This window comes from Myroides odoratimimus, assembly GCF_001485415.1.
Lineage (GTDB): Bacteria > Bacteroidota > Bacteroidia > Flavobacteriales > Flavobacteriaceae > Flavobacterium > Flavobacterium odoratimimum.
This window is the reverse complement of the sequence record NZ_BCMQ01000019.1, coordinates 14,747-38,641: the sequence shown is the minus strand read 5'-3', so window position 1 is coordinate 38,641 and position 23,895 is coordinate 14,747. Positions and strand designations below refer to the sequence as shown.

19 protein-coding genes are annotated in these 23,895 nt (G+C 34.2%); 12 read left to right on the top strand and 7 right to left on the bottom strand.

Annotation, left to right across the window (positions count from 1 at the left end; translation table 11 throughout):
• Nucleotide 1: 1 nt before the first annotated feature.
• The 3 genes from MODO_RS14280 to MODO_RS14270 form a co-directional block, all read right to left on the bottom strand.
• The gene (locus tag MODO_RS14280) at nt 2-829 is read right to left on the bottom strand and encodes a serine O-acetyltransferase (RefSeq protein ID WP_006258460.1); all 828 of its coding nucleotides are present in this window, start codon (nt 827-829) and stop codon (nt 2-4) included.
• Between the two features lie 478 nt (nt 830-1,307).
• Entirely contained in the window at nt 1,308-3,122 is a 1,815-nt protein-coding gene (locus tag MODO_RS14275; protein WP_006258459.1) for a chloride channel protein, read from the bottom strand.
• Between the two features lie 88 nt (nt 3,123-3,210).
• The gene (locus MODO_RS14270; RefSeq protein ID WP_006258458.1) at nt 3,211-3,810 is read right to left on the bottom strand and encodes an acyl carrier protein phosphodiesterase; all 600 of its coding nucleotides are present in this window, start codon (nt 3,808-3,810) and stop codon (nt 3,211-3,213) included.
• 98 nt (nt 3,811-3,908) lie between these two features.
• Between MODO_RS14270 and glmM the strand changes: the two genes are divergently transcribed.
• Entirely contained in the window at nt 3,909-5,297 is a 1,389-nt protein-coding gene (glmM, locus tag MODO_RS14265) for a phosphoglucosamine mutase (protein WP_006258457.1), read from the top strand.
• Nucleotides 5,298-5,480: 183 nt separating this feature from the next.
• Here glmM and MODO_RS14260 read toward each other — a convergent pair whose 3' ends face one another.
• Nucleotides 5,481-6,167, bottom strand: a complete 687-nt coding sequence (locus MODO_RS14260; RefSeq protein ID WP_059051231.1) for a TIGR02117 family protein — start codon at nt 6,165-6,167, stop codon at nt 5,481-5,483.
• 119 nt (nt 6,168-6,286) lie between these two features.
• Complete coding sequence (locus tag MODO_RS14255) at nt 6,287-7,186, bottom strand: lysophospholipid acyltransferase family protein (protein ID WP_006258455.1); 900 nt, start codon at nt 7,184-7,186, stop codon at nt 6,287-6,289.
• 100 nt (nt 7,187-7,286) lie between these two features.
• On the opposite strand from MODO_RS14255, the gene MODO_RS14250 reads away from it, so the two are divergent.
• Together MODO_RS14250 and MODO_RS14245 are read left to right on the top strand one after the other, a co-directional pair.
• Nucleotides 7,287-7,937, top strand: coding sequence for a rhomboid family intramembrane serine protease (locus MODO_RS14250; protein ID WP_006258454.1), 651 nt, complete (start codon nt 7,287-7,289; stop codon nt 7,935-7,937).
• Between the two features lie 93 nt (nt 7,938-8,030).
• On the top strand, nt 8,031-8,723 hold the full coding sequence (locus tag MODO_RS14245; RefSeq protein WP_016648996.1) for an SIMPL domain-containing protein: 693 nt from the start codon (nt 8,031-8,033) through the stop codon (nt 8,721-8,723).
• 61 nt (nt 8,724-8,784) lie between these two features.
• Here MODO_RS14245 and MODO_RS14240 read toward each other — a convergent pair whose 3' ends face one another.
• Together MODO_RS14240 and MODO_RS14235 are read right to left on the bottom strand one after the other, a co-directional pair.
• Nucleotides 8,785-10,476 carry an acetate--CoA ligase gene (locus tag MODO_RS14240; RefSeq protein ID WP_058699713.1) on the bottom strand — a complete coding sequence of 564 codons (1,692 nt, stop codon included), beginning with the start codon at nt 10,474-10,476 and terminating at the stop codon, nt 8,785-8,787.
• Between the two features lie 269 nt (nt 10,477-10,745).
• A complete protein-coding gene (locus MODO_RS14235) occupies nt 10,746-11,714 on the bottom strand; it encodes an aminodeoxychorismate synthase component I (protein ID WP_059051229.1) in 969 nt (322 codons plus the stop codon).
• A gap of 40 nt (nt 11,715-11,754) precedes the next feature.
• Between MODO_RS14235 and MODO_RS14230 the strand changes: the two genes are divergently transcribed.
• From MODO_RS14230 to MODO_RS14190, 9 genes are all read left to right on the top strand, one after another.
• Complete coding sequence (locus MODO_RS14230) at nt 11,755-12,336, top strand: anthranilate synthase component II (RefSeq protein WP_006261693.1); 582 nt, start codon at nt 11,755-11,757, stop codon at nt 12,334-12,336.
• 312 nt (nt 12,337-12,648) lie between these two features.
• A complete protein-coding gene (gene mdtD / locus MODO_RS14225; RefSeq protein WP_059051227.1) occupies nt 12,649-14,070 on the top strand; it encodes a multidrug transporter subunit MdtD in 1,422 nt (473 codons plus the stop codon).
• A 53-nt stretch (nt 14,071-14,123) separates the two neighbouring features.
• Nucleotides 14,124-14,561, top strand: coding sequence for a GNAT family N-acetyltransferase (locus MODO_RS14220; RefSeq protein ID WP_006258448.1), 438 nt, complete (start codon nt 14,124-14,126; stop codon nt 14,559-14,561).
• A 1,661-nt stretch (nt 14,562-16,222) separates the two neighbouring features.
• On the top strand, nt 16,223-16,882 hold the full coding sequence (locus tag MODO_RS14215; RefSeq protein ID WP_006258447.1) for a succinate dehydrogenase cytochrome b subunit: 660 nt from the start codon (nt 16,223-16,225) through the stop codon (nt 16,880-16,882).
• Between the two features lie 2 nt (nt 16,883-16,884).
• Nucleotides 16,885-18,804, top strand: a complete 1,920-nt coding sequence (locus MODO_RS14210; protein WP_006258446.1) for a fumarate reductase/succinate dehydrogenase flavoprotein subunit — start codon at nt 16,885-16,887, stop codon at nt 18,802-18,804.
• A 12-nt stretch (nt 18,805-18,816) separates the two neighbouring features.
• On the top strand, nt 18,817-19,569 hold the full coding sequence (locus MODO_RS14205) for a succinate dehydrogenase/fumarate reductase iron-sulfur subunit (protein ID WP_006258445.1): 753 nt from the start codon (nt 18,817-18,819) through the stop codon (nt 19,567-19,569).
• 18 nt (nt 19,570-19,587) lie between these two features.
• Nucleotides 19,588-20,790: a porin gene (locus MODO_RS14200; protein WP_006258444.1), complete on the top strand. Its 1,203-nt coding sequence runs from the start codon at nt 19,588-19,590 to the stop codon at nt 20,788-20,790.
• Between the two features lie 24 nt (nt 20,791-20,814).
• Entirely contained in the window at nt 20,815-22,245 is a 1,431-nt protein-coding gene (locus MODO_RS14195; protein ID WP_006258443.1) for an anion permease, read from the top strand.
• Between the two features lie 119 nt (nt 22,246-22,364).
• Nucleotides 22,365-23,672: a cryptochrome/photolyase family protein gene (locus MODO_RS14190; RefSeq protein ID WP_006258442.1), complete on the top strand. Its 1,308-nt coding sequence runs from the start codon at nt 22,365-22,367 to the stop codon at nt 23,670-23,672.
• Nucleotides 23,673-23,895 lie beyond the last annotated feature (223 nt).

The window sequence follows — 23,895 nt, the reverse complement described above, 5'->3', positions numbered from 1 at the left end:
ATTAAATTATGAAATTAATTGGTTCAGGATAATTTTCTTGATCTTTAGAATAGCTTTTACTTTTACTATACATTATAGAGTTAGGCTTTACACTTTTGGTTAACCATACATTACCACCTATTACAGTATCATGACCTATAATAGTATCACCTCCTAATATAGTTGCACCAGAATAAATAATAACATTATCTTCAATATATGGGTGTCTTCTTGTATTTGCTTTGTCCTTAGATACAGAAATAGCTCCTAAAGTAACACCTTGATATATTTTTACGTTTTGACCAATAACACAAGTTTCTCCTATCACGATACCCGTTCCATGGTCTATGCAGAAATGAGATCCAATGATAGCAGCAGGATGAATATCAATACCTGTCTTACTATGTGCATGTTCTGTCCATATTCTTGGTAATAGCACTACTTTCTGTGTGTGTAGTTGATGTGCAAAACGATAAATAGCAATCGCATAAAATCCTGGGTAAGCTATGTATACTTCTTGTAAACAAGTAGCTGCAGGGTCATTTTCTAAAATAGCTTGCGCATCTGTTTTAAGTGTAAAGAAAATATGTGGTAAAGCTTCGAAAAAGTCATTAGCTATTTTTTGAGACTTATCTACATCATTATTAATTTTAAATACAATAGAAAGTAACTCTAACTTTAGTGTAGATAAACGGATATTGATAGCTTCTTCTGATAAGTATTTTTTATCTTCTAATTGAAATAGAAAATGAAATAACGTATCAGTGAATTTTTCAATTCTTTGTTTGTCTAAGAATGATTGTGAACTTTCATTTTGTGTCAGTATCTCTCTAACGAAATCATTTTGCATGAATAAACGTAATTTGAATTAAAGTATGTATACAATAAAGGAAATACCTTTTAATATACATAACTATAGTAATATTTGATAATAAATACATTATTATGTAAATGTAAGAATTGTACAACGAAGGTTGAAGAGTGTTTAACAAAACTTTCATTTTATTTATGAAATGTATTTAAAACGGCTTATTTAGAAGACGGATAGTGGCAAAGTATCTATTTGGGATAATAGTTGTTAAAAACAAAGGATCTCTCTTTTTACTATACAATATTATTTTATCTTTGTTAGAGAATTACAAAGGCGAAGTAATTCAATCAGTTATGTGTTTTGTTTCTGAAATAGATTTTTTATTTTAATTTCTTTTGAGCTGGCTACTTAAAAAGGGATTTGGTTTTGTTGTTTTGTTGTTCTATTTCAAAATTTGTGAAACAAAAAAAAATACATACTTAAAATAAAAAGGGTTCCTTCAATAAGGAACCCTTTTTTATTCTAATAACAGTGACTTTAGGTTGATACGATATGCTTTAAGTAATTCTGCTTTAATTAGATATCCTATATATTTTTTGTTTTCTTGTACTAGTACAAATTCTAAGTTGTTAGTTTCTAAAGTCTGCATAATGATTTTAGAAGAATCGTTTTTAGATACAATTATAGGTGTTTCTATTAGGTCTTTAATAGGTGTGAATTTGGTTTGAAACTCACTGAATATAATAGGTCTTACACTATCAAGGTTAACGATACCAATGATTTTTTGTTCACTATCTAGTATAGGAATAAAGGTCTGTTTAGTATTTGCAAAAATATCTACAACAGCTGCGGTAGTGTGTTGTGGTGTTAAAGTCTTAATATCATTTTTAATATAATCACTTGCTATTATAGTTGATAATATATTAGAATCTTTATCAGAAGTGAAGACCATCCCCGTTGTAGCTATAGATTTAATATCCATAGAGTATTTTTCCATGTGCTTAGAGATTGCAAAGCTAATAGATGATACGATTAATAGAGGAACCATTAATCCATATCCTCCTGTTATTTCTGCAATTAAGAAAATACCTGTCAGAGGAGCATGAAACAATCCACTGATTACAGCTGCCATTCCTACTACTGTGAAGTTTTGAACAGGAATCTCCTTTATACCTAATAACTGTAATAGTTTGGCTAGAGTAAAACCAAGATAAGAACCTACGAATAGAGAAGGAGCGAAGTTACCTCCATTTCCTCCACTTCCCATTGTTAATCCTACAGCATAAGTTTTTACTAATGCTGCCCCTCCAACAAAGAGTAATAATACCCATTGTTTATTAGAAAAATCAGCTAACAAAGTATTATTTAGAATAGACTGTGGTGCATCACTAGTTAGTATTTTAATGCTTTCATATCCCTCACCAAAAAGTGTAGGAAAGAGAAAAATTAAGACTGCTAACATAGAAGCCCCTATTAATGCTTTCTTATAAGCACCAAACTTCATACTTGATATATAGTGTTCTGTCTTTCGGAACATTCTAGCATGATATACACAAAAGAAACCAGATAAAATACCTAGTAAAATATAGTAAGCTGTGTTACCTGTATCAAATACCAACTGATTTTTAAAAGAAAGTAAAATGTCTTCTTTGATAATTAAGTTCGTTACAATAGTACCTGTAGCAGCAGAAATCATAATAGGTATAAAAGCAGATACAGAAACATCAACTAAGATAATTTCTATAGCAAAAAGAACACCAGCTATCGGCGCATTAAAAGCAGCTGATACTCCAGCAGCTACACCACAACCTAATAATAGTATTCGATCTTTGTAATTAAGCTTATAGTTCTGAGCATAATTAGAACCAAAAGCAGCCCCTGTAATAGCAATTGGAGATTCAAGACCTAACGAACCTCCCATACCTACAGTCAAAGAACTTGTGATAATCTGTGAGTACATCTGCTTACGTGGCATAATACCAGACTTCTTAGCAACAGCAATCATGATCTGATATGTACCTTTCTCAATAGATCCATTTAGAAATTTTCTAACAACGAATACGGTAAGTAAAATACCTATAATAGGTAGAATACTGTTCATATAAGGTAGATGAGAGATGTTGTCTATATAGGTAGCAAGTTTAAATACATTGTGAGCAAAGTACTTCAAAACTGTAACAGCAATAGCAGATGATGCCCCTACTAAGACGCAAGAGAAATATAAAAACTGCCTATTGCTTAAGATAGACTTCAGGAAGAATAGTATTCCTTCAGCATACTTAAACACTTGACCAGCGTAGTACTTTATTTTCTTGGGATTTATAATTTTCATATTGCAAAAATAATGTAAAAGAAAACCCTTTTGGTAATAATTATCTAGTTTTGTTATTCGTGATAATAGAAAGATATAAGATAAGATATTATTTTAATAAGTAACGCTCTGTTTTTTTAAAATCAATTAAATGTTTTTGTAATTCTGTAAAGAAAGTAGAGAAATGCTCTTCGAATGTATCATAATGTTCTACTAGTTCTGTTGTAGCAAAAGACATCTTAGAGACTCCTTTCGTTCTACGATCCATTTGTGTCAGTATATATCTTAACCCTTCTATAGAACGATATTTTACAAGCCAATTTTCTTCAAGCATAATATGTAAGAAGTTTTGAACCTTAACAGGTAGGGCAGTAAAGTTCTCTTGTAATTCGGTATAGAAACGTTGAGCATATTCTTCTAATGGGATAGAACTGTATTGATTCCAATTTTTAGCTAGAAAGTGATCGTAGTACATATCTATTAGAACAGCGGCGTAATGGTTGTATTGGGGTACAATAAGTTTTTTACTTTTTCTCCAGATTTCATGAGCATCTGTATAAGTATCTATTTCTCGATGTAAGATTACACCTTGTTGAATTTTAGTAGGATAATTGATGTAGTCTTTTCCTCGAATACTATCCGCTACAAAGTTTCCTATTTTAAGTAAAGTGTCATCCCCAGAGAGGTATATATGGGCTAAGAAGTTCATAATCTCATTTTGACTATAAAAATACGGTATTTTACAAAATTGTTCAGGCTGTCCCACCTATAATTCTATATCTTTGTGTTAATAAAAAATATGTAATTATGACATTGATTAAATCTATATCTGGTATACGTGGTACTATAGGAGGAAAAGTAGGGGATAATCTTACTCCAATTGATGCAGTGAAATTTGCATCAGCTTATGGAACATTCCTTAAAAACAACTCAAATAAAGAAAGTTTAAAAGTAGTGATTGGTAGAGATGCTCGTATCTCAGGACCTATGATTCATAATTTGGTAGTAAATACTTTAGTTGGGTTAGGTATTCATGTAATAGACTTAGGTTTATCTACTACGCCTACTGTAGAGATAGCTGTTCCATTAGAGCAAGCAGATGGAGGTATTATCTTAACTGCTTCTCATAACCCAAAACAATGGAATGCTCTAAAATTATTGAACAGTAAAGGAGAGTTTCTAAGTGGTGCTGAAGGGCAAATCATTTTAGAAATTGCTGAGAAAGATGCATTTGATTTTGCAGATGTAGATAGTTTAGGGACTATAGAACATAAAGATAACTATATGGACATCCATATAGAGGAGATATTAAAACTAAAGTTAGTAGATGTTGAAGCTATTAAGAAACGTAAGTTTAAGGTAGTAGTAGATGCTGTTAACTCATCTGGAGGAATTATTATTCCTGCTTTATTGAGAAAATTAGGAGTAGAGGTAGTAGAGCTTTATTGTGATCCAACAGGACACTTCCCTCATAATCCAGAACCTCTAAAAGAGCACTTAGGTGATATCTGTGCCTTAGTGAAAAAAGAGAATGCAGACTTCGGTGTAGTAGTTGATCCAGATGTTGATCGTTTAGCTTTTATTTCTAATGATGGCGAAATGTTTGGAGAAGAGTACACTTTAGTAGCAGTAGCAGATTATGTATTAAGTAAAACACCTGGTAACACAGTGTCTAACTTATCATCATCACGTGCATTAAGAGATATTACTCAGAAACATGGAGGTACTTATAATGCATCAGCTGTAGGAGAAGTAAATGTAGTAGAAATGATGAAGGCTACTAATGCAATAATCGGAGGAGAAGGTAATGGAGGTATCATTTATCCAGAGACACATTATGGACGTGATTCTATCGTAGGTGTAGCTTTATTCTTAACACATTTGTCTAACTTAGATATGACTGTAGCAGAGTTAAGAGCTTCTTATCCTCAGTATTATATGAGTAAGAATAAGATAGAACTTACGCCTAAGTTAAATGTAGATATGATCTTAGAACAGATCGCTGAAAATTATAAAAATCAAGAAGTATCTACAGTTGATGGTGTGAAGATAGACTTCCCTTCGTCATGGGTACATCTAAGAAAGTCTAATACAGAGCCTATTATTCGTATATATACGGAAGCAGGAACACAAGAAGATGCAGACAGTTTAGCTTTGCGTATGATAGACGAGTTAAAAGTGATTGCTGGAATATAACTATAGAATTATAGCAAATAACAAAGGGAACCAAATCGGTTCCCTTTATTTGTATAATAAGTATTTATTGAATTCTGTATAGTAGTATACTTAGTACAGAATCACTTACCTAGCGCATGAACAAAGGTACTACACCTTTATAATAAAACTATACGGAAATCCTCATTCCGATATAAAAGATGTTTACAAATTATATTTTCTAAAGATACCTTCTTGGAAGGGAGTCCATAAGCAAGCTTTCATCTTAGCTTTTTTTAGACCAGAATTAGCCCAAGTATTGCATGTATATAAGAAGCTATACTTTCCTTCTCCTTCATAAAAAGAATCGTTTAATCCGTATGCTTTATCAGTTTTGATATTAATTATATTGTTATCTGTATCTCGTTTAAACGAAGATACGATGTAATCGATGAGTATCTGGTACTGTTGTTTGGATAATTTCACCTCTATTGTATTTTCGTCTAGTTCTATATTAGATAAGTAAGTAGAGTGTATTGCAGTAGTTCCTAACCCAAAGACAGCATTGATAGCTATACCTGGTTTTACGTTATCCCAATCCTCTACGTCTAAAAAGAATCCTTTATCTCCCCAACCTAATGCGATATAAGCGAAGTTTCTACGTTGTTCTTTTGTATGTTCGAATTTTAGCTCTTTACTCCAATCAATTAAATCTGATTTAACAGGAAACACGAAGTCTGTATGCATACCATTAGTGGTAAGGTACATGGTGAATTCTTGAGGTTCTTCTTGTATCTCATTTACTGTAATATTCGAAAGTCCTCTGGCAGCTAAAAAATAAATAATAACACATATCCCTAAAGTAGAGATTGAAATTAAGATTATCTTAATTAATAATTTGATGTATTTCATAAAAAATTAGAATACTTATAATGTACTAATGTAATAATTTACAATGATATTAGCGATGTGGACTTACTTTTATTGTAAATAAAAAATCCTTTCTAATTAGAAAGGATTTGATGATATTACTATTTGATATTAGCAGGTTTTTTGCCTTGGTGTTTCCATCGCTTATGTGTCCAGAAGTAGTATGAAGGCGCTTCTATAATTTGCTTCTCTAATTCACCTAAGAATCGATGAGTCAATTCATAATTAGGAACATCCTCTAGTGCTTCTCCTTCTTTTAATAAAGGAACAAAAGTTGTCTTATAATGCCCGCGTTTAACATATTCTACTTTAAGATACATAGGTACCATATCGAATTTCTTACACAGTGCTTCTCCTCCTGTAAATACGGGAACTTCTATCCCCATAAAGTCTTGCCAACAATTGGCTTTACTCACCATAGGAGATTGATCACTAATAAAAGCATAGACACCATGGTTTTTATTCACTTCATTTTGTCTGATTACCTTGATGGTTTCCTTCATTTCGACAAGTACGGTGTTAAAGCGAGAACGAATCTTCTTAATTAACTTATCGAAGTAAGGATTTGCAATTCTCTTATAGACAGCATAACCTTGGAATTGAATAAAGCGATCTAAGATGATGATCCACTCCCAGTTAGCATAATGTGCACAGAATAGCATGACACTCTTTCCTTGTTTCTCTACTTCTAAGACAGTATCTAAATTCGTAAAGGTAAATCTCTTTTTAAGTTCTTCTTCAGAGATAGTAAATGTTTTGATCATTTCTAAGAAGATATCACATAAATGTCTAAAGGATTCTTTCTCTACTTTTTGAACCTCCTTTTCAGAGAGGTGAGGCATAGTCATTCTAATATTCTCTCTCACTGTTTTCTTTCTGTATCCGACAACTTTATATAACAATACATAGAAGATATCCGAGATAAAGTAAAATATAGGGAAAGGCATCTTAGAGATTAGCCATATTATAGGGTAAACAATTATATATATAAGGAAATTCATTCTGTTTGATTTTGTGCAAAGATAGTTTAATACCATAATCTAACACAAATTTAATAGGCGAGTAGCGAACAATTCTTTATTTTTAACCAAATATTTTTATATGGATATATCTACGGTTACCCTAATTCTTTTGGGGTTAAATGGACTTGTTACTTACAAAGGGCTAAATGATTTTAGCTTTTTTAATAAGTATTGCTTTGATATTAATCAAATTAATAGAGGAGAGCGCTATCGTTTCATAACATCAGGTTTCTTACACGTTGACTGGATGCACTTCGCATTTAATATGTTGACCCTGTATTTTTTTGCAGATATTATTATCCATGTTTCAGGAGTATTATACTTCTTGATAGTCTATGTTGCAAGTTTATTGGTAGGAAATATATTGACCTATCAGTTTTATAAGAACCAACCTCATTACAGAGCAGTAGGGGCATCAGGAGCTATTATGGGAGTATTATATGCGTCTATTATGCTTAATCCTTCTATGAGTCTGTATATGTTCTTTATACCGATTCCTATTCCTGCTTATATATTTGCAGTAGGGTATTTACTGTACTCACTTTATGGAATGAAGAAGAATAGTGATGGTATTGGCCATACAGCACATATTGGAGGAGCATTAGCAGGTTTAATATTGATTGTATTAAAGTACCCTATCTTGATCCAAACAGAATTTAAATTAATAGCAATATTGCTAATCCCTGTACTGATTTTAGTGGGAATGTATCGAAGCAAAAGGATTCAATAGACTTTTTTTGGCAATTATTTATGAACTTGGTACTATTTACAGTATGTTTTTTAGATACATTTGTAATATAACAAAGCAAAAAGAAAGTCACAAATGAAAAAAATGTCAATTATGTTCGCGTCATTATTAATGACAACAACAGCTATCGTAGCTCAAAATAACAACGGTGTAGTTGTTCCACAGATTCAAGTAAATGGAGTAGGAAAGGTAAATGTTACACCAGATAAAGTAGTCATTAGAGTAGGAGTAGAGAATAAAGCTGATTTAGCAGCAGATGCTAAAAAAGCAAATGATAAAGCTATCGCAACGATCATTAAGTACATAAAATCAATGAAAATAGAAGATAAAGACATGCAGACAGAACGTGTGAGCCTTTATAAATCTAGAGACTATGAAGAGAAGAAAGATTATTTTACAGCATCTCAGACTTTATCTATTACATTGACAGATATCTCTAAGTATGAGAAGTTAATGGTAGGACTTACAGAGTCTGGAGTGAATAGAATCGATGGAGTAGACTTCCAGTCTTCTAAGACAGCAATGTATGAAGCAGAAGCTCGTACACTAGCAGTAAAAGAAGCAAAACAAAAAGCTACTGATTATGCAAATGCATTAGGGCAAAAAGTAGGTAAAGCTATTTTAGTATCTGATAGCAGTGCATCTACACCTATTATCGTTAGACCGATGGCAATGATGAAAGCATCAGCGGATTTCGGAGAACAAACTATCGCTTTAGGAGAATTAGAAGTAGTGTCTAATGTGTCTATTAGTTTTACGTTAGAATAGTAAGTTTTTTATTCATAATTAGAGAGGGCTGTCAGATATCTGGCAGCCCTTTTCTCTTTTCTTATTTTACGTAGTCAAACTCTAGTTCAACTTCTTGTTTTTTGGCAATCCTTTCAGCTTGTAAGGCTCTTAGTTCTACACGCTTTATTTTACCACTAATGGTCTTTGGTAGCTCTGTCACAAACTCTATTTTACGAGGCATCTTATAAGGTGCTAAATGTTCACGAGAGTATTTAAATAATTCGTTAGCTAGCTCAACAGATGCTTTAGTATGGTCATTTAAGATAATAAACGCTTTTACTTCAAACCCTTTTACAGGATGAGGACTTGCTACTACAGCAGATTCTACTACATCATGATGTTCTAATAATACACTTTCTACTTCGAATGGGCCGATGCGGTAATCAGAAGCTTTGATCACATCATCATCTCTACCGATAAACCAGATATAACCATCTTCATCTTTATATGCCTTGTCGCCTGTGTAGTATAATCCATGTTTAAATACTTCACTCTGTTTTACTTTGTCGTATAAGTATTCTTTAAATATCCCGTTTAGCTGTCCTGTACCTGTTCTTACACAGATATTCCCTTCCTCATTGATCGCTACTTCTTTTCCATCATCATCTGCAATGACAATGTCGTATAAGAAAGTAGGTTTACCCATAGAACCATATTTTAGCTTAGCATTAGGATAGTTAGCGATCATACAAGTACTTTCTGTTTGACCAAAACCATCTCTAACGACTAACCCAGTTCCTTCTTTCCATTCCTCAATGATCTCAGGGTTTAGAGGTTCACCAGCTGCTACACATTTCTTTAGGCTAAAGTTGTATTTCTTCAGATCCTCTTGTATAAAGAAACGCAGTACAGTAGGAGGAGCACATAAAGATGTCACCTCGTGTTTCTCTATCATCTCTAGTGTTTTAGCAGCATTGAAGCGTTCTTTTGTAGCAAAAGCAAATATTGTAGCGCCCACATTCCAAGGTGCGAACAGACTACTCCAAGCAAATTTAGCCCACCCAGGTTGTGAGATATTATAGTGAATATCATTGCTAGTAAGTCCTATCCAAGAGGTAGTAGTAAGGTGCCCAAGAGGTTGACTTAACTGAGTATGGCATACTATCTTAGGCATTCCAGTAGTACCAGAGGTAAAGAACATAAATAGGGTATCATCAGGTTTAGTCATTTCACCTTTTGCCTCTTTGCTCTGTTCATCTAGTACAGTCAGTGGGTACCAACCTTCTCTTTGTCCATCTACGATAATCTTTACAGGGATCACTATACCAGATTCTTTCTCTGCTTGATCTATCTTTTCTACATTGTCACTATCAGCTAGTATTACTTTAGGAGCTATCTTTTGGAATCTGTATACTAGATCTTTTACACCTAGTATACTTGCAGCAGGTGATAATCGATATCCCGCTTTTATTGTAGCTAAATGCGTTACCCAGTTAATGCGTTGTAGCATCATTTGTGTTAGAATCACATCATCTTTTTGAATCCCTTTAGAACGCAAAAAGTTAATCAATTGGTTATACCTGTCATGTAAGGTCTGAAAGGTGTAGTGATGAGTCACCTCTCCATCTGTCCATAATAGGGCAGTCTTCTCAGGTGTCTCTTTTACGTGTATATCTTCATACACTTCTTGTACCCAGTTAAAGTACTCTGGCTTTTCGATTTTTAGATCATGTAAGGCATCGTAATTCTGATCGATGAGTAATTCACCGATTTGTTTATACAAATCTTTCATTCTTTATTAAATTAGTTTTTGGTAGGGGTAATTTACAGAATTAAGATGTATATAAAAATAAAATAATCAATTATGAATAGACAAAGTGCTTGTTTTTAGTGATTTTAATTAACTAAAATGCAATAAAAAGTAGTGCAATATGATAATTGAATAATTTAAATTCGCTCAGTAGAGTTGTTTTTTAACTATTATTAATAAGAGTTGTTTATCACTTTAAAAATGATAAAAATGAATTTATACTAGTTGATTTGTATTTTAATTGAAATTAATCAACTAGGTATGTATATTTTTTGAAGTAACTCTTCGTATTCTTTTTCTACTTCACTAGACGAGGTTATTCCTCCACCACTTTTATACACCAGTTGATTAGATTGTTGTTCTATAAAGCGAATCATCACAGCACTATCAACGCTTTCACCATCATAGATACCACATACTCCAGTATAGTAATTGCGGTCGTATTGTTCTGCTTTGGCTATTATATTTACTGTACTTTCTTTAGGAGATCCAGTGATAGAGCCAGCAGGTAGTAGTTTGCTAAATATAGTTCCTATTCCATGGTGCCAATTAGGAGATAGCTCTCCTGCTATCTCAGAACTCATTTGTAAGATAGGTCCTTTAGAAGTCTCTAATCGATCTAGATATCTAAATCGGTTCACTCTTACTTTTTTAGAAACAATGTTTAAATCATTTCGGATTAAATCAACTATTGTATAATGTTCAGCTGTTTCTTTTTGATTGTTTAACAGTATCTCAGCTGCATTAGGAATATCAGCTTTTATAGTTCCTTTCATAGGATAGGAGTATATCGCATTATCCTTGATTTGAACGAATATCTCAGGTGAGAAGCACGTGAACTGATCTTTTACCAGTAGTTTATACTTAGCTTTAGCAGTGTGATACACATCTTCTAAGGTGTATTCAGATGATATAGGCGTAGCTACAGTGAGGTTAATAAGGTATGTATTCCCTAGCTGTAACTCTTGTTTGACGATATCAAACTTCTCTTGATATTGCTTAAAACTAAGGGGAGTAGCTTCTATTTTTAGATCAGAGATATGCTCTTTTGGTTGTGTATTGCTTATTCCGTTGAAGTTATATTTTATTTCTTCTTGATCAATATCTTTTAAGGGTTGGATGATACAGTCTTTTCCATCATAGCTAATGATAAAAAGGAAAGGAATTCTCTGTGATCCCAATGAGTTCATTAGAGAGATAGTTGTATCTTTGAGCACCATATTTAATCAAGTTTAAAGGTTCAAAAGTACAAAATAGTTTATGAGTGAAATCAAACAAATTGTTATAATAGATAATCATGACTCGTTTACTTATAATTTGGTTCAGCTCTTTGATGAGAATGAACATTGTAATATTACCGTGATTCCTCACGATGAGGTTGTTCTAGAATCTTTAGATAAGTTTGATATGCTTGTTTTATCTCCAGGGCCAGATGTACCTCGTAGTTACCCTATCTTGTTTCGAATATTAGATAGGTATAAAGCAGACAAACCAATCTTAGGTGTTTGTCTAGGGCATCAGACTATCGGAGAGTACTTCGGAGCTAGATTAGAGAATCTGTCTTATGTCTATCACGGACAGTCTACTACCTTACATTATAGAACAGAAGACACTTTATTTACTACTATAGATACCCCTGTTTCAGTAGGGTTATATCATTCGTGGGCTTTATCGACTAATGATTTTCCAGAAGAATTAGAGGTAGTAGCGCTTAGTGATGAAGGAGTTATCATGTCTATTCGCCATAGAACATATAATATTAAGGGAGTACAGTTTCATCCCGAATCATATATTACTTCTCATGGTAGAGAAATCATAAATAATTGGGTGTTATCCCTGTAATGGTTAAATTATTTATTGTGTTTTGCTTGTAATAGCATTTTTTTATCAATCATTATAGAGTTTGTCTATCATATTTTGCAGTATAAATAATATAAAAATTATCTATCTAGTAATAGTATAGCTATAAAAATTCTATATTAACAAAGAAAGATATAGGGAAATGTATAATTGGTATAACTACTGTTTTTTCATCATTTTAAAGCCTATTTAGGATAAAAAATATCTATCTAATTCATTAAATAAATGAGAATAGATACTCTAATTTTGCACTGTGAAAAAGAAATTATTAATTACTAAATGATTTAGAATACAATGCAAGCAGGAGTAATAAAAGATGAAAGAACACGCAAATATTTGCCATGGCTAGGAGCTCTAGCTATCTTTATGCAAGCACTAGATGCTACAATTTTAAACACAGGATTACCCTCTATCGCTAAGAGCTTAGGAGAGTCGCCCTTAGGGATGCAGAGTATCATCGTGTCCTATACATTGACAGTCGCTTTATTGATTCCGTTGAGTGGGTGGTTAGCCGACCGATTTGGTACGAAGAGAATCTTTATCCTAGCAGTGGGGCTATTTACGTTAGGTTCTGTATTCTGTTCTATGTCAGCTACCTTAGATCAGTTAGTTCTAGCACGTATATTTCAGGCTGTTGGAGGAGCGATGATGGTGCCTGTAGCCCGACTAACTCTTATCTATGCTTATCCTAAAAACCAGTTGTTAAAGGTGATTAACTTTATCACCATACCAGGATTGATAGGACCTATGCTAGGACCTGCAGTAGGAGGTTTTTTAGTAGAGAAGTTGTCTTGGCATTGGATATTCCTAATCAATGTACCAGTAGGAGTGATAGCAGTACTCTTTGCTAGAAAAATCATTCCTAATTTTACCAATACGGTAGGGCGTTTTGACCTTATGGGATGGGTGTTGTTTAGTGGAGGATTGACTACCTTAACTTTAGTAATAGAGAAATGGAATAGCCCGACAATATCATCAGTACAATTAATTACACTATTTATTGTAGCGATGCTAATGGGAGTAGCTTATGTATTCTATGCTAGAATGACAAAAGAACCTTTGATTAAATTGAGCTTATTTAAGATTACCACGCTTCGTTTAGGGTTGATTGGTAACTTAATTACACGTTTCGGAATTGGGGGAATGCCATTGATGATCCCTTTATTATTACAAGTAGGATATGGGTACTCAGCGATGTACGCAGGGATGATGATGATTCCACAAGCCTTGTCTAATTTGGTTTCTCGTAATTTCGTAGTACCTATTGTAAGACGTTTTGGATACAGAAGTACGTTGATTACGAACACAGTACTGACAGGCTTGTTAATCAGCTGTTTCTTCTTTATAACGCCTACTACGCCTTATTGGGTAATTATCTTACTGATGATCGGTAACGGTGCTTTTAACGCGATACAGTTTACCTCTATGAATACCATTTCTTTAGCCGATTTAGACCAAGATACGTCTAGTGAAGGAAACAGTCTGCTATCTGTGACACAGCAGTTAGCAGTAAGTTTAGGAATATCTTTATCAGCGATGGTGTTGATGTTGTTTCAGAACAGTCAGATTGCAGAATCAGGTGATAAGATAGGTGTGTTTAGATATACCTTCTTAGTTATGGGATTGATCACGATACTGTCTAGTTTAGTATTTACTAATCTGAGTAAAGACGCAGGATCAAGTATGTCTGGAGCGCGCTCGTATAAAAAAGAATAAAAACATTGTCTCTGTTTTTTAAAATAGTTACTTTTCTTTAAAAATAAGTAGAGATGGAGATAAGAAAGATGGAAATCAACGATGCTGATGTAGTTGCTAATCTTTTAGAACAAATGGGATATCCTAATACCTTGGGTTTTTTGCCCCATAGAATAGCAGAAATGAATAATTGTGAACGAGAGGCGCTCTTAGTAGTAGAGGACGAGGGACAAGTCATTGCCTTTATCTCAGTACACTTTATTCCTCAGATAGCTTTAGAAGGTGATTTTGCAAGGATAAGTTATTTTACTGTAGATCAGAATATCAGGAGTAAGGGTGTAGGGAGATTAGTAGAAGAACACGTAACAGCTCTAGCGAAAAGCAGAGGGTGTGATAGAATAGAACTCCACAGCCATAGTAGAAGGACAGATGCACATCGCTTCTATTTCAGACAGGGGTACGAGGATGTACCTAAGTATCTAGTCAAGTATTTAAACCCGGATTCGCATTAGTCAAATACTATAAGGTAATTCTACTTCATATCTCTTTCATTAGTTCTTAAACCATATTATAGTATGCTTTACGCATTAATTCAGAGCTATTTTGTATAATTACTTTTCGTTTAGATGTCTATCGACAACCTAGGTTAAAGTAGAACTTCAGTCTTAGAGGAATAGATCAGAAAATATATATTATGAAGCAGTAGTATACTTTGGTGTACTACTGTTTTTTTATGTGCTTTAGTTTTGTATTCTATTAAAATTGCTTCTCATTTTTTTCTTTTTGAGTAGAAAATAGCCTCTTAAAAGACCAATTATATAGTTTTTAGACTCTTTTTTTTTTCATTTTAAAGATGAAATAAAGGATATATAGCTGTTTTTATAAAAAATAAGGAGTGTTTTTTTTGATATGAAATTATGTTAACTGGTTAATAATAAGTTTGTTAATTGGTTTTATGTTCTTTTTAGCACTTATCTATAATAGCTCTCAAGCCTAGTATTTAAAGGTGTTATAAGAAGATCCTTCGACAATACATGGACAATACCTCGATAATGGTGGAGCAGAGCATGGGTTAGTCCAACAAATGTGCTTTTATACTCCACTTACTGTTCTTGTATTCCATGTTATGATTCAATCTAAATTAGATAGGAATAGAAGCTCCATTGATACACTTACATTATCCTATTCTGATTTAAACACACTTCTAATGACAGCTTTTAAAAGAAAGAGAAAAATAGAAGTGTAAAATTGAGGATTCTGCAATCGCTCTTTTTAGGGTTTGATAGGTAGAAAAAGTAATCTTCGGGAGAGGAATTACTTCTTTTTAGACTAAATTCTTAATATGAACCATTAATAGGAAAATACAGTTTAGTGTATAAAAGAAGAAGAAATGAGGCTTATTTAGGTTTATTACAACTTTTATAGAAAGTTATTTAGTCAGTTTAAGCAACTTTTTAGAATATATGTAATATGTACTTAAATGTAGTAAATAAGAGGGTTTCATGGTTTTATCTGTTTATAAATTATGAATAATATAATAGATTTCTTTTTTAGGGATCTGAAATGAATATAATGATTTTTACTACTATTTAGTTGTGTTTATTTGAAAGAATACATAAAGAGTATGATGTATTATTATTTGTAGTGCTAATTAAATTTGTTAAAAAGAGCATTGTGGTATGGAATTTGTTTTTTTGTTAAAAGAGCAGCGTATTCTTTAGAAGTATTAGTACTATTTATAATGATTATATACTTTATTATAACTAATTATTTTTTTAAGGAACGTTATTTATGTTAAAAATATTTGATAATTTTAAATACAAGTTCACATTGATTGTAATATTATATTGATGTACGTTAATGTGTATAGGTAGTGAGTAAAACCAAATGAGGGCTGATATATGTCATCTTTGAAATAACACTAAAATTATACTTTTAACATATAAATAAAGAAAACGATTAGAGTCTATTTGAAATTAGAATATAAAATTGTTTATAGGATGTTTTTGAGTGTATCAAGACATTTTACTCTTGTAGAATGTATGTATCTAAAAGAAGTAAAAACGAAAAAATACTCCATAATAAATAGAAGTAAAATATAGTACTGATTTTCTAAATAGGCTTTTAGTAACAATAATAAGGATTCATTAATTATTAAAAACAAAGTACAAAGATGAACACACTCTCACGCAAGATTGTAATGGCCGCGACAGGATTATTTCTTTGCTTTTTCCTATTAATTCACTTTTTAGGAAATACACAGTTATTTTTAGAGCCAGAACACGCAAGACTTAGCTTTAATGCGTACTCGCATTTTCTAACCGGAAATCCATTGGTAAAAATGGTTTCTTATGTTTTATATGCTTCTATTATAGGACATGCCATCTATGCTTTAATTATTACTTCTAAGAACAAGGCTTCTGGAGGTACTTATAAAAAAGATAATAGAGGTAGAGCTAGTAAATGGTACAGCAGAAATATGGGAGTATTAGGGACAATAGTTTTAATCTTTATTGTTCTGCATTTTCAAAACTTTTGGTATGTGTATAAGTTTGGAGAAATAGGCATCGATGCTAATGGAAACAAAGATTTATACGCAGTAGTAGTTACAGCATTCCAAGAGCTGTGGTTAGTAGTGGTATATGTTATCGCGATGGTAGCATTGTGTTATCACTTGATCCACGGAATTACGAGTGGAGTAAGAACGTTAGGTTTATTTCACCCAAAGTTTGTACGTTGGGTTAATATCTTCGGAGTTGCTTATTCAGTAATTATTTGTGTAGGATTTGCTGCAATGCCAATTTTTATTTACATCACTAATCTTAAAAACTAGCTATGAAATTAGATGCAAAAATACCTCAGGGGCCATTAGAAGAAAAATGGTTTAACTATAAAAAAACTGCTCGTTTGGTAAACCCTGCGAATAGAAAAAAACTTGATGTAATCGTTATCGGAACAGGATTAGCAGGAAGTTCATTAGCCGCTTCTCTAGGAGAGATGGGATATAATGTAAAAGCTTTTTGTTTTCAAGATACACCTCGTCGTGCGCACTCTGTAGCTGCACAAGGTGGGGTGAACGCTGCAAAAAATTATAAAAACGACGGTGACAGTGTGTACCGTATGTTCGTAGATACATTAAAAGGAGGAGACTTTAGAGCGAGAGAAGCGAACGTATATCGTCTAGCAGAATGTTCTCTTAACTTGATCGACCAAGCGGTAGCTCAGGGGGTTCCTTTCGGTAGAGAATACGGAGGATACTTAAACAATAGATCATTCGGAGGAGTACAGGTAAGTAGAACCTTCTACGCAAGAGGTCAAACGGGACAACAGTTATTATTAGGTACTTACCAAGCGTTAATGCGTCAAGTGGATAAGAAAACAGTACAACTATACTCTTCTCATGAGATGCTAGATATCGTGGTGATCGATGGTAAAGCAAGAGGTGTAGTAGTGCGTAACTTAGAGACTGGTGAGATAGAGAAACACTCAGCACATGCTGTAGTATTAGCAACAGGAGGTTTCGGTAAGATTTATTACCTATCTACTTTAGCGATGGGATGTAATGGATCTGCTATCTGGAGAGCACATAAAAAAGGAGCGTATTTCGCTTCTCCTAGCTGGACTCAGATTCACCCAACTTCATTGCCTCAGTCTGGAGATTACCAATCTAAACTAACATTAATGTCAGAATCACTGCGTAATGATGGACGTATATGGGTACCTAAGAAAGCAGATGATACAAGAGAGGCAAATGATATCCCAGAGGATGAAAGAGATTACTACTTAGAGCGTCGTTATCCTGCATTCGGTAACTTAGCACCTCGTGACATCTCATCTCGTGCAGCTAAGGAGCGTATCGATGCTGGACATGGTGTAGGACCATTAAAGAATGCGGTATACTTAGATTTCTCTAAAGCAATCAAAGAACAAGGACAACCAAAAATCGCTGAGAAGTACGGAAACTTATTCCGTATGTATGAGAAGATCACGGGTATCAATGCGTATAAAGAACCAATGAAGATATCTCCTGCTGCTCACTTCTCTATGGGAGGACTATGGGTAGATTATGAGTTAATGACTACTATTCCTGGATTATTTGCATTAGGAGAAGCGAACTTCGCGGATCACGGAGCGAATAGATTAGGAGCGAACTCATTGCTTCAGGCTTCTGTAGATGGATACTTTATCGCACCTTATACGATCGCAAACTATCTAGCAGATCAGATTAGAGTAGGTAAGATCTCTACAGATCATCCAGAGTTCGACAAAGTGGTGACTGAGAATAAAGAAAAAATAGACCAATTATTAAATATAAAAGGGGATAAGTCAGTGGACTACTACCACAAAAAATTAGGTAAGTTATTATATGATTATTGTGGTCTAGCTAGAACAGCTGAAGGGTTAACTTATGCAATCGAAGAGATTAAAAAGTTAAGAGATGAATTTTATAAAAACGTTCATGTTCCAGGAGAGAATGATACCATGAATGCTGAATTAGAAAAAGCAGGACGTGTAGCAGATTATCTAGAGATCGGTGTGTTAATGTGTTATGATGCATTGACTAGAAACGAGTCTTGTGGAGCACACTTTAGAGAAGAGTACCAGACAGAGGAAGGGGAAGCTGAGCGTAATGACGCTGAGTTCCAATACATCTCTGCATGGGAGTGGCCAGGGTCATTAGATAAAGAGCCTATCTTGAATAAAGAGGAGTTAAAATTCGAATTCGTACAACCAACTATCCGTAGTTATAAATAATTAAAAAAGTCTATGAAACTGCATTTAAAAATTTGGAGACAAAAAAATCGTAAAACACAAGGAAAACTTGTTGATTATACGTTAGAAAATGTAAATCCGCATATGTCTTTCTTGGAGATGTTGGATACATTAAACGAACAATTAATTGTAAATAAAGAAGAACCAGTAGAGTTCGACCACGACTGTAGAGAAGGTATCTGTGGACAATGTGGTGTAGTAATCAATGGAAACCCTCATGGACCATTAGAGAATACAACGACGTGCCAGTTACACATGCGTGAGTTCAGAGATGGTGAGACGGTATTAATAGAACCTTTTAGAGCAAAGGGATTCCCAGTGAAGAAGGACCTAAAAGTGGACAGAAGTGCTTTTGACCGTATTATCTCTGCTGGAGGATATGTATCTGTAAATACAGGACAGGCTCCGGAGGCTAATACAATCCCTGTGTCACATGAGACAGCAGAATCAGCTTTTGACTCTGCGGCGTGTATCGGATGTGGAGCATGTGTGGCTACTTGTAAGAATGGTAGTGCTGCCCTATTCACATCAGCTAAGATTACTCAATTAGCCCTGTTACCTCAATCTCAAGAGGAGCGTAAAGAAAGAGCGTTGAGAATGATCTCGCAGATGGATGCAGAAGATTTCGGGCACTGTTCTAATACAGAAGCGTGTGAAGTAGAATGCCCACAAGGTATTTCTGTACTTAACATTGCACGTATGAACTACGAGTACAATCGTGCTAGCTTTTTAAAGTTTAAGAAATAACAAATAAAAAATAAGCCTATGAGCACTCTCACACTCTATAATAGCTTAAAATTTAAAATAATAGTAGGAGCAGGATTATGCTGCTCCGCTATTTCATTCGCACAAGAAGTCAAGACAGATACAATCAAAGTCTTCGAAGATAAGGTTATTATCAATCCTGAACCGCAGAAATATCCTAAGTTTAAAGTAGGAGGAGTATTCCAGACTAGATACTTAGATAACTTTAAAAAAGGTGTGGATATAGATGGACTACATCACTCAGAAACACCAGAAAAGACAAGTTATGCTAACAATTCTTTTGATATCAAGAGAATGCGTGTTTCTATGAATGCGAAGATTACTGAAAACTTAGAAGTAACAGCTCTTGTTAATTTTGCGGACTTTAAGAATAAAGATGTAAGTACACGAGTTTTAGAAAATGCGTATGCTAAGTATACGGTTAACCGTTACTTTCAGATTACAGTAGGACAGTTTAGACCTCTATTCGGATTAGAAGAGACGTATGCGGTAGATATTGTGAAGTCAATAGATTACTCTAACTCTTACTATCTATTCGGTAACAATGGGTGGATGAGCTTCCAGGTAGGTGCTGCTATTACAGGTAGTGTAGACTTGGGTAAAGTGCCAATGAGTTACGGGTTCTCTGTGACCAATGGTAATGGAAAGAATAAGACGGATAGTGATGATGGTAAGCATTACTCAAGTAGACTTTTATTTAACCTGAATAAGAAGCATGATTTTAATGTAGGTATTAGTGGAGGTATAGGTGAGGTGCAAAAAGAAAATGTATATGCAGTAGGAGTAGAGGCAGCAGCTAAGTTTCCTATTGGAGATCGTTGGTGTTTTGATTTTCAAACAGAGGCTAAGCAAGGGACTAATCACGATGCGTTCTTTAAGCTGGCAGCTGATAAGCGCTTAGGTAAGTTAGATGATTATGTGATGAAGAGTTTCTATGTGCTACCTAATATTCGATATGAAGTAGGTAAAAAGCACTTCCAGGCTATCGAGTTCGCATGTCGATATGAGTATCTAGATGCGGAGTCACAGTTAAACTCTAATGCACGTCAGACATTGACACCTATGTTTAGTTTAGAGTTCCTTAAAAATTATGGAGCAAGAATCCAACTGGGGATGCAAATAGACAACTTTAAAGAAAATATAAAAGATTCGAAAACTTATAATTCTAATCTAGCATTTATCCAATTGCAATGTAGATTCTAATTGTACCACAAAGACGTATAAGTGATGAAAGAAGTAAATCTTAAGAATCTTGCGATTACAGCTGTGATCGGGATTGCACTATGGTTTTGCCCAATTCCAGAAGGAGTAACTCCAGATGCCTGGCATTTATTTGCCATATTCGTAAGTACCATTTTAGGTATTATCCTAAAAGCCGCACCGATGGGAACAATGTGTATGTTAGCAGTAGGTCTAACAGCATTCTTTCAATTGTTAGCACCTGGAGATCCAGGTAAGTCAATAGCACTGAGTTTAAGTGGTTTTGGAGATAAAGTAATTTGGTTAATCGGTATCTCTTTCTTTATTGCAAGAGGTTTTATCAAAACAGGATTAGGAAATAGAATAGCGTTTTTATTTATTCGCGCCTTTGGAAAAAGTACATTGGGGTTAGCGTATGGATTAGGATTAGCAGACTTAGTATTAGCACCTGCTATTCCTAGTAATACTGCTCGTGGAGGAGGAATCATCTACCCTATTATGAAGTCTATGGCTATGAACTTCGGTTCTGATGCGACTAAACCAGAAACACATAAGAAGTTAGGTTCTTTCTTGACACTGAACTGTTATTATATGAACTTGATCGCGTCATCTATGTTCTTAACAGGTACAGCGAGTAACCCGATGTGTCAGAAGTTCGCTGCTGATATGGGAATTAATATTTCATGGATGTCATGGGCGGCTGCAGGTTTTGTACCTGGGTTAGTTGCTTTTATTTTGACTCCGATAGTATTATATAAAATCTTCCCACCAGAACTTAAGAAAACAGGCGATGCACCTAAGGTGGCTGCTGAAAAATTAAGAGAAATGGGGAAGCTATCTATATCAGAGATCTTGATGTTAATGACTTTCGTTATTCTGTTAGCACTTTGGATTACTGGAGATTTATTTAGTATCGATGCGACTACTACTGCGTTTATTGGTTTAGCAATCTTACTGTTGACATCTGTGTTGACATGGGATGATGTAAAGGCAGAAAAAGGAGCTTGGGATACTATTGTATGGTTCGCGGTATTAGTGATGATGGCGAGTTCATTGAATAAATTAGGTTTCATCGGATGGTTCAGTGATTTAGTAAAAGGTAAAATGGGTGATATGGATTGGCATTATGCTTTCCCTATTATTGTGATTGTTTACTTCTTTAGTCACTACATCTTCGCGAGTGCGACTGCTCATGTAGCTGCTATGTATGCTGCTTTATTAGGAGTAGGAGTCTCGTTAGGAGTTCCACCTGTATTATTAGCGATGATGTTAGGTTTCATGGGATCTATCTACGGGACATTAACACATTATGGACATGGTCCTGCACCAGTATTCTTCGGAAGTGGGTATGTAGAGCTAAAGTCGTGGTGGACTTATGGTCTAATCATCGGAGTTATGCTACTCGCTATTTATTTAGTGGTAGGTACGAGTTGGATGAGTTTAATAGGAGCTTTTTAATAAGTAGTTTATAATTTGATTTAGTAGGGCTAAGTATTCTTTTATATCTTTCGGGAATAAAAGAATGCTTAGCCCTTTTTTGATAATACGAAGGTAATCTAGGGATAAATAAGAAAACGATGAGAAAAGCAGAAGTAGTAGTAGTTTGGTTTAGACGTGATTTAAGATTAGAAGACAATGTCGCCTTTTATCATGCAGCAGAGAGTGGATACCCTATTCTACCTCTATTTATCTTTGATAAAGATATTTTAGAGCAGTTTAGCAATGTAGAGGATAGGCGTGTGCAGTATATTCACGAGCAGGTCGGGAAGATAAATGACGAGCTGAAGAAGTATAATTCAAGCGTTCAATGTTATCACAGTACAGTATCTGAGGCATTCGAACAATTAGCAGATAACTATTTAATAAAGGCTGTTTATAGCAATGAAGATTATGAGCCTCAGGCTATTCAAAGAGATCAAGAGGTAGCTTCTTTTCTTCAACAAAAGAATATCCTTTTTTATCAATATAAAGATCACGTTATTTTTAGAGGAGGTGAAATCTTAAAACAAGATGGCACAGCGTATCAAGTATATACTCCTTATGCTAAAAAATGGAGATCATTATTGACAGAAAATCATTTGTTTGATTATACCGTAGCCTTAGAAAAGGTATTGTTTCATCGTTTTCAAAGTGATATTCTATCTTTAGAACAGCTAGGGTATCGTCCTTCTGAAAACAGGAAGATAACCAATGAAGTAGATCTAGCTATCGTCTCGAGGTATGATCAGTATAGAGACTATCCAAGTATAAAAGGGACTAGTCTATTGGGTACAGCATTGCGCTTCGGTACAGTATCTATTAGGAAATGTGTACGTATTGCTTTAAAAGAAAACGATGTATGGCTATCAGAGTTGATTTGGAGAGAGTTCTTTAGTCAGATCATGTATTTATACCCTGCAGTAGAAAAGCATTGTTTTAAGTCTAAATATGAGGGTATAAAATATCGCAATAATGAGGCAGACTTCTTGGCATGGTGTGAAGGTAATACGGGATATCCGTTAGTAGATGCTGGAATGAGAGAGTTAAATGCTACAGGGTTTATGCATAATAGAGTGCGTATGGTAGTTGCTAGCTTTTTAGTAAAACATTTATTGATCGACTGGCGTTGGGGAGAGGCATATTTCGCTCAACAGTTACTAGATTACGACTTAGCTTCTAATAATGGGAATTGGCAATGGGTAGCTGGCTGTGGCTGTGATGCGGCACCCTACTTTAGAATATTTAACCCTACAGAGCAAGCAAAAAAGTTCGATAAAGACGGAAGCTATATGGATAAATGGGTTCCTGAGTGGCGAGAACTCTATTATAGACAACCAATAGTTGAACATAAGTTTGCTAGAGAAAGAGCTTTAGAAGTGTTTAAGGAAGGATTGCAAGAGTATTAATTTATTTTAGTAGTATTGTGTAAAATATTAATAAAAAGGTTGGTGATATAGGTGAGATAGCGTAATTTTTCATACATTTAACTTTTCTTAGAATCAAGAAGTGTAATGTTTAAAAAATACATTTTATATTGCTTATTAATCCCCTTTTTTCTTAGTTGTACTAAAAGTAAGGAGAGGCAAGTAGGTGTACAAAAACAGACACAAGGACTAGATTTAATAGATA

Excerpts from the sequence above, each read along its gene's own strand:
- MODO_RS14280 (WP_006258460.1), bottom strand. The coding sequence starts at position 829 with ATGCAAAATGATTTCGTTAGAGAGATACTGACACAAAATGAAAGTTCA.
- MODO_RS14275 (WP_006258459.1), bottom strand. The coding sequence starts at position 3,122 with ATGAAAATTATAAATCCCAAGAAAATAAAGTACTACGCTGGTCAAGTG.
- MODO_RS14270 (WP_006258458.1), bottom strand. The coding sequence starts at position 3,810 with ATGAACTTCTTAGCCCATATATACCTCTCTGGGGATGACACTTTACTT.
- glmM (WP_006258457.1), top strand. The coding sequence starts at position 3,909 with ATGACATTGATTAAATCTATATCTGGTATACGTGGTACTATAGGAGGA.
- MODO_RS14260 (WP_059051231.1), bottom strand. The coding sequence starts at position 6,167 with ATGAAATACATCAAATTATTAATTAAGATAATCTTAATTTCAATCTCT.
- MODO_RS14255 (WP_006258455.1), bottom strand. The coding sequence starts at position 7,186 with ATGAATTTCCTTATATATATAATTGTTTACCCTATAATATGGCTAATC.
- MODO_RS14250 (WP_006258454.1), top strand. The coding sequence starts at position 7,287 with ATGGATATATCTACGGTTACCCTAATTCTTTTGGGGTTAAATGGACTT.
- MODO_RS14245 (WP_016648996.1), top strand. The coding sequence starts at position 8,031 with ATGAAAAAAATGTCAATTATGTTCGCGTCATTATTAATGACAACAACA.
- MODO_RS14240 (WP_058699713.1), bottom strand. The coding sequence starts at position 10,476 with ATGAAAGATTTGTATAAACAAATCGGTGAATTACTCATCGATCAGAAT.
- MODO_RS14235 (WP_059051229.1), bottom strand. The coding sequence starts at position 11,714 with ATGGTGCTCAAAGATACAACTATCTCTCTAATGAACTCATTGGGATCA.
- MODO_RS14230 (WP_006261693.1), top strand. The coding sequence starts at position 11,755 with ATGAGTGAAATCAAACAAATTGTTATAATAGATAATCATGACTCGTTT.
- mdtD (WP_059051227.1), top strand. The coding sequence starts at position 12,649 with ATGCAAGCAGGAGTAATAAAAGATGAAAGAACACGCAAATATTTGCCA.
- MODO_RS14220 (WP_006258448.1), top strand. The coding sequence starts at position 14,124 with ATGGAGATAAGAAAGATGGAAATCAACGATGCTGATGTAGTTGCTAAT.
- MODO_RS14215 (WP_006258447.1), top strand. The coding sequence starts at position 16,223 with ATGAACACACTCTCACGCAAGATTGTAATGGCCGCGACAGGATTATTT.
- MODO_RS14210 (WP_006258446.1), top strand. The coding sequence starts at position 16,885 with ATGAAATTAGATGCAAAAATACCTCAGGGGCCATTAGAAGAAAAATGG.
- MODO_RS14205 (WP_006258445.1), top strand. The coding sequence starts at position 18,817 with ATGAAACTGCATTTAAAAATTTGGAGACAAAAAAATCGTAAAACACAA.
- MODO_RS14200 (WP_006258444.1), top strand. The coding sequence starts at position 19,588 with ATGAGCACTCTCACACTCTATAATAGCTTAAAATTTAAAATAATAGTA.
- MODO_RS14195 (WP_006258443.1), top strand. The coding sequence starts at position 20,815 with ATGAAAGAAGTAAATCTTAAGAATCTTGCGATTACAGCTGTGATCGGG.
- MODO_RS14190 (WP_006258442.1), top strand. The coding sequence starts at position 22,365 with ATGAGAAAAGCAGAAGTAGTAGTAGTTTGGTTTAGACGTGATTTAAGA.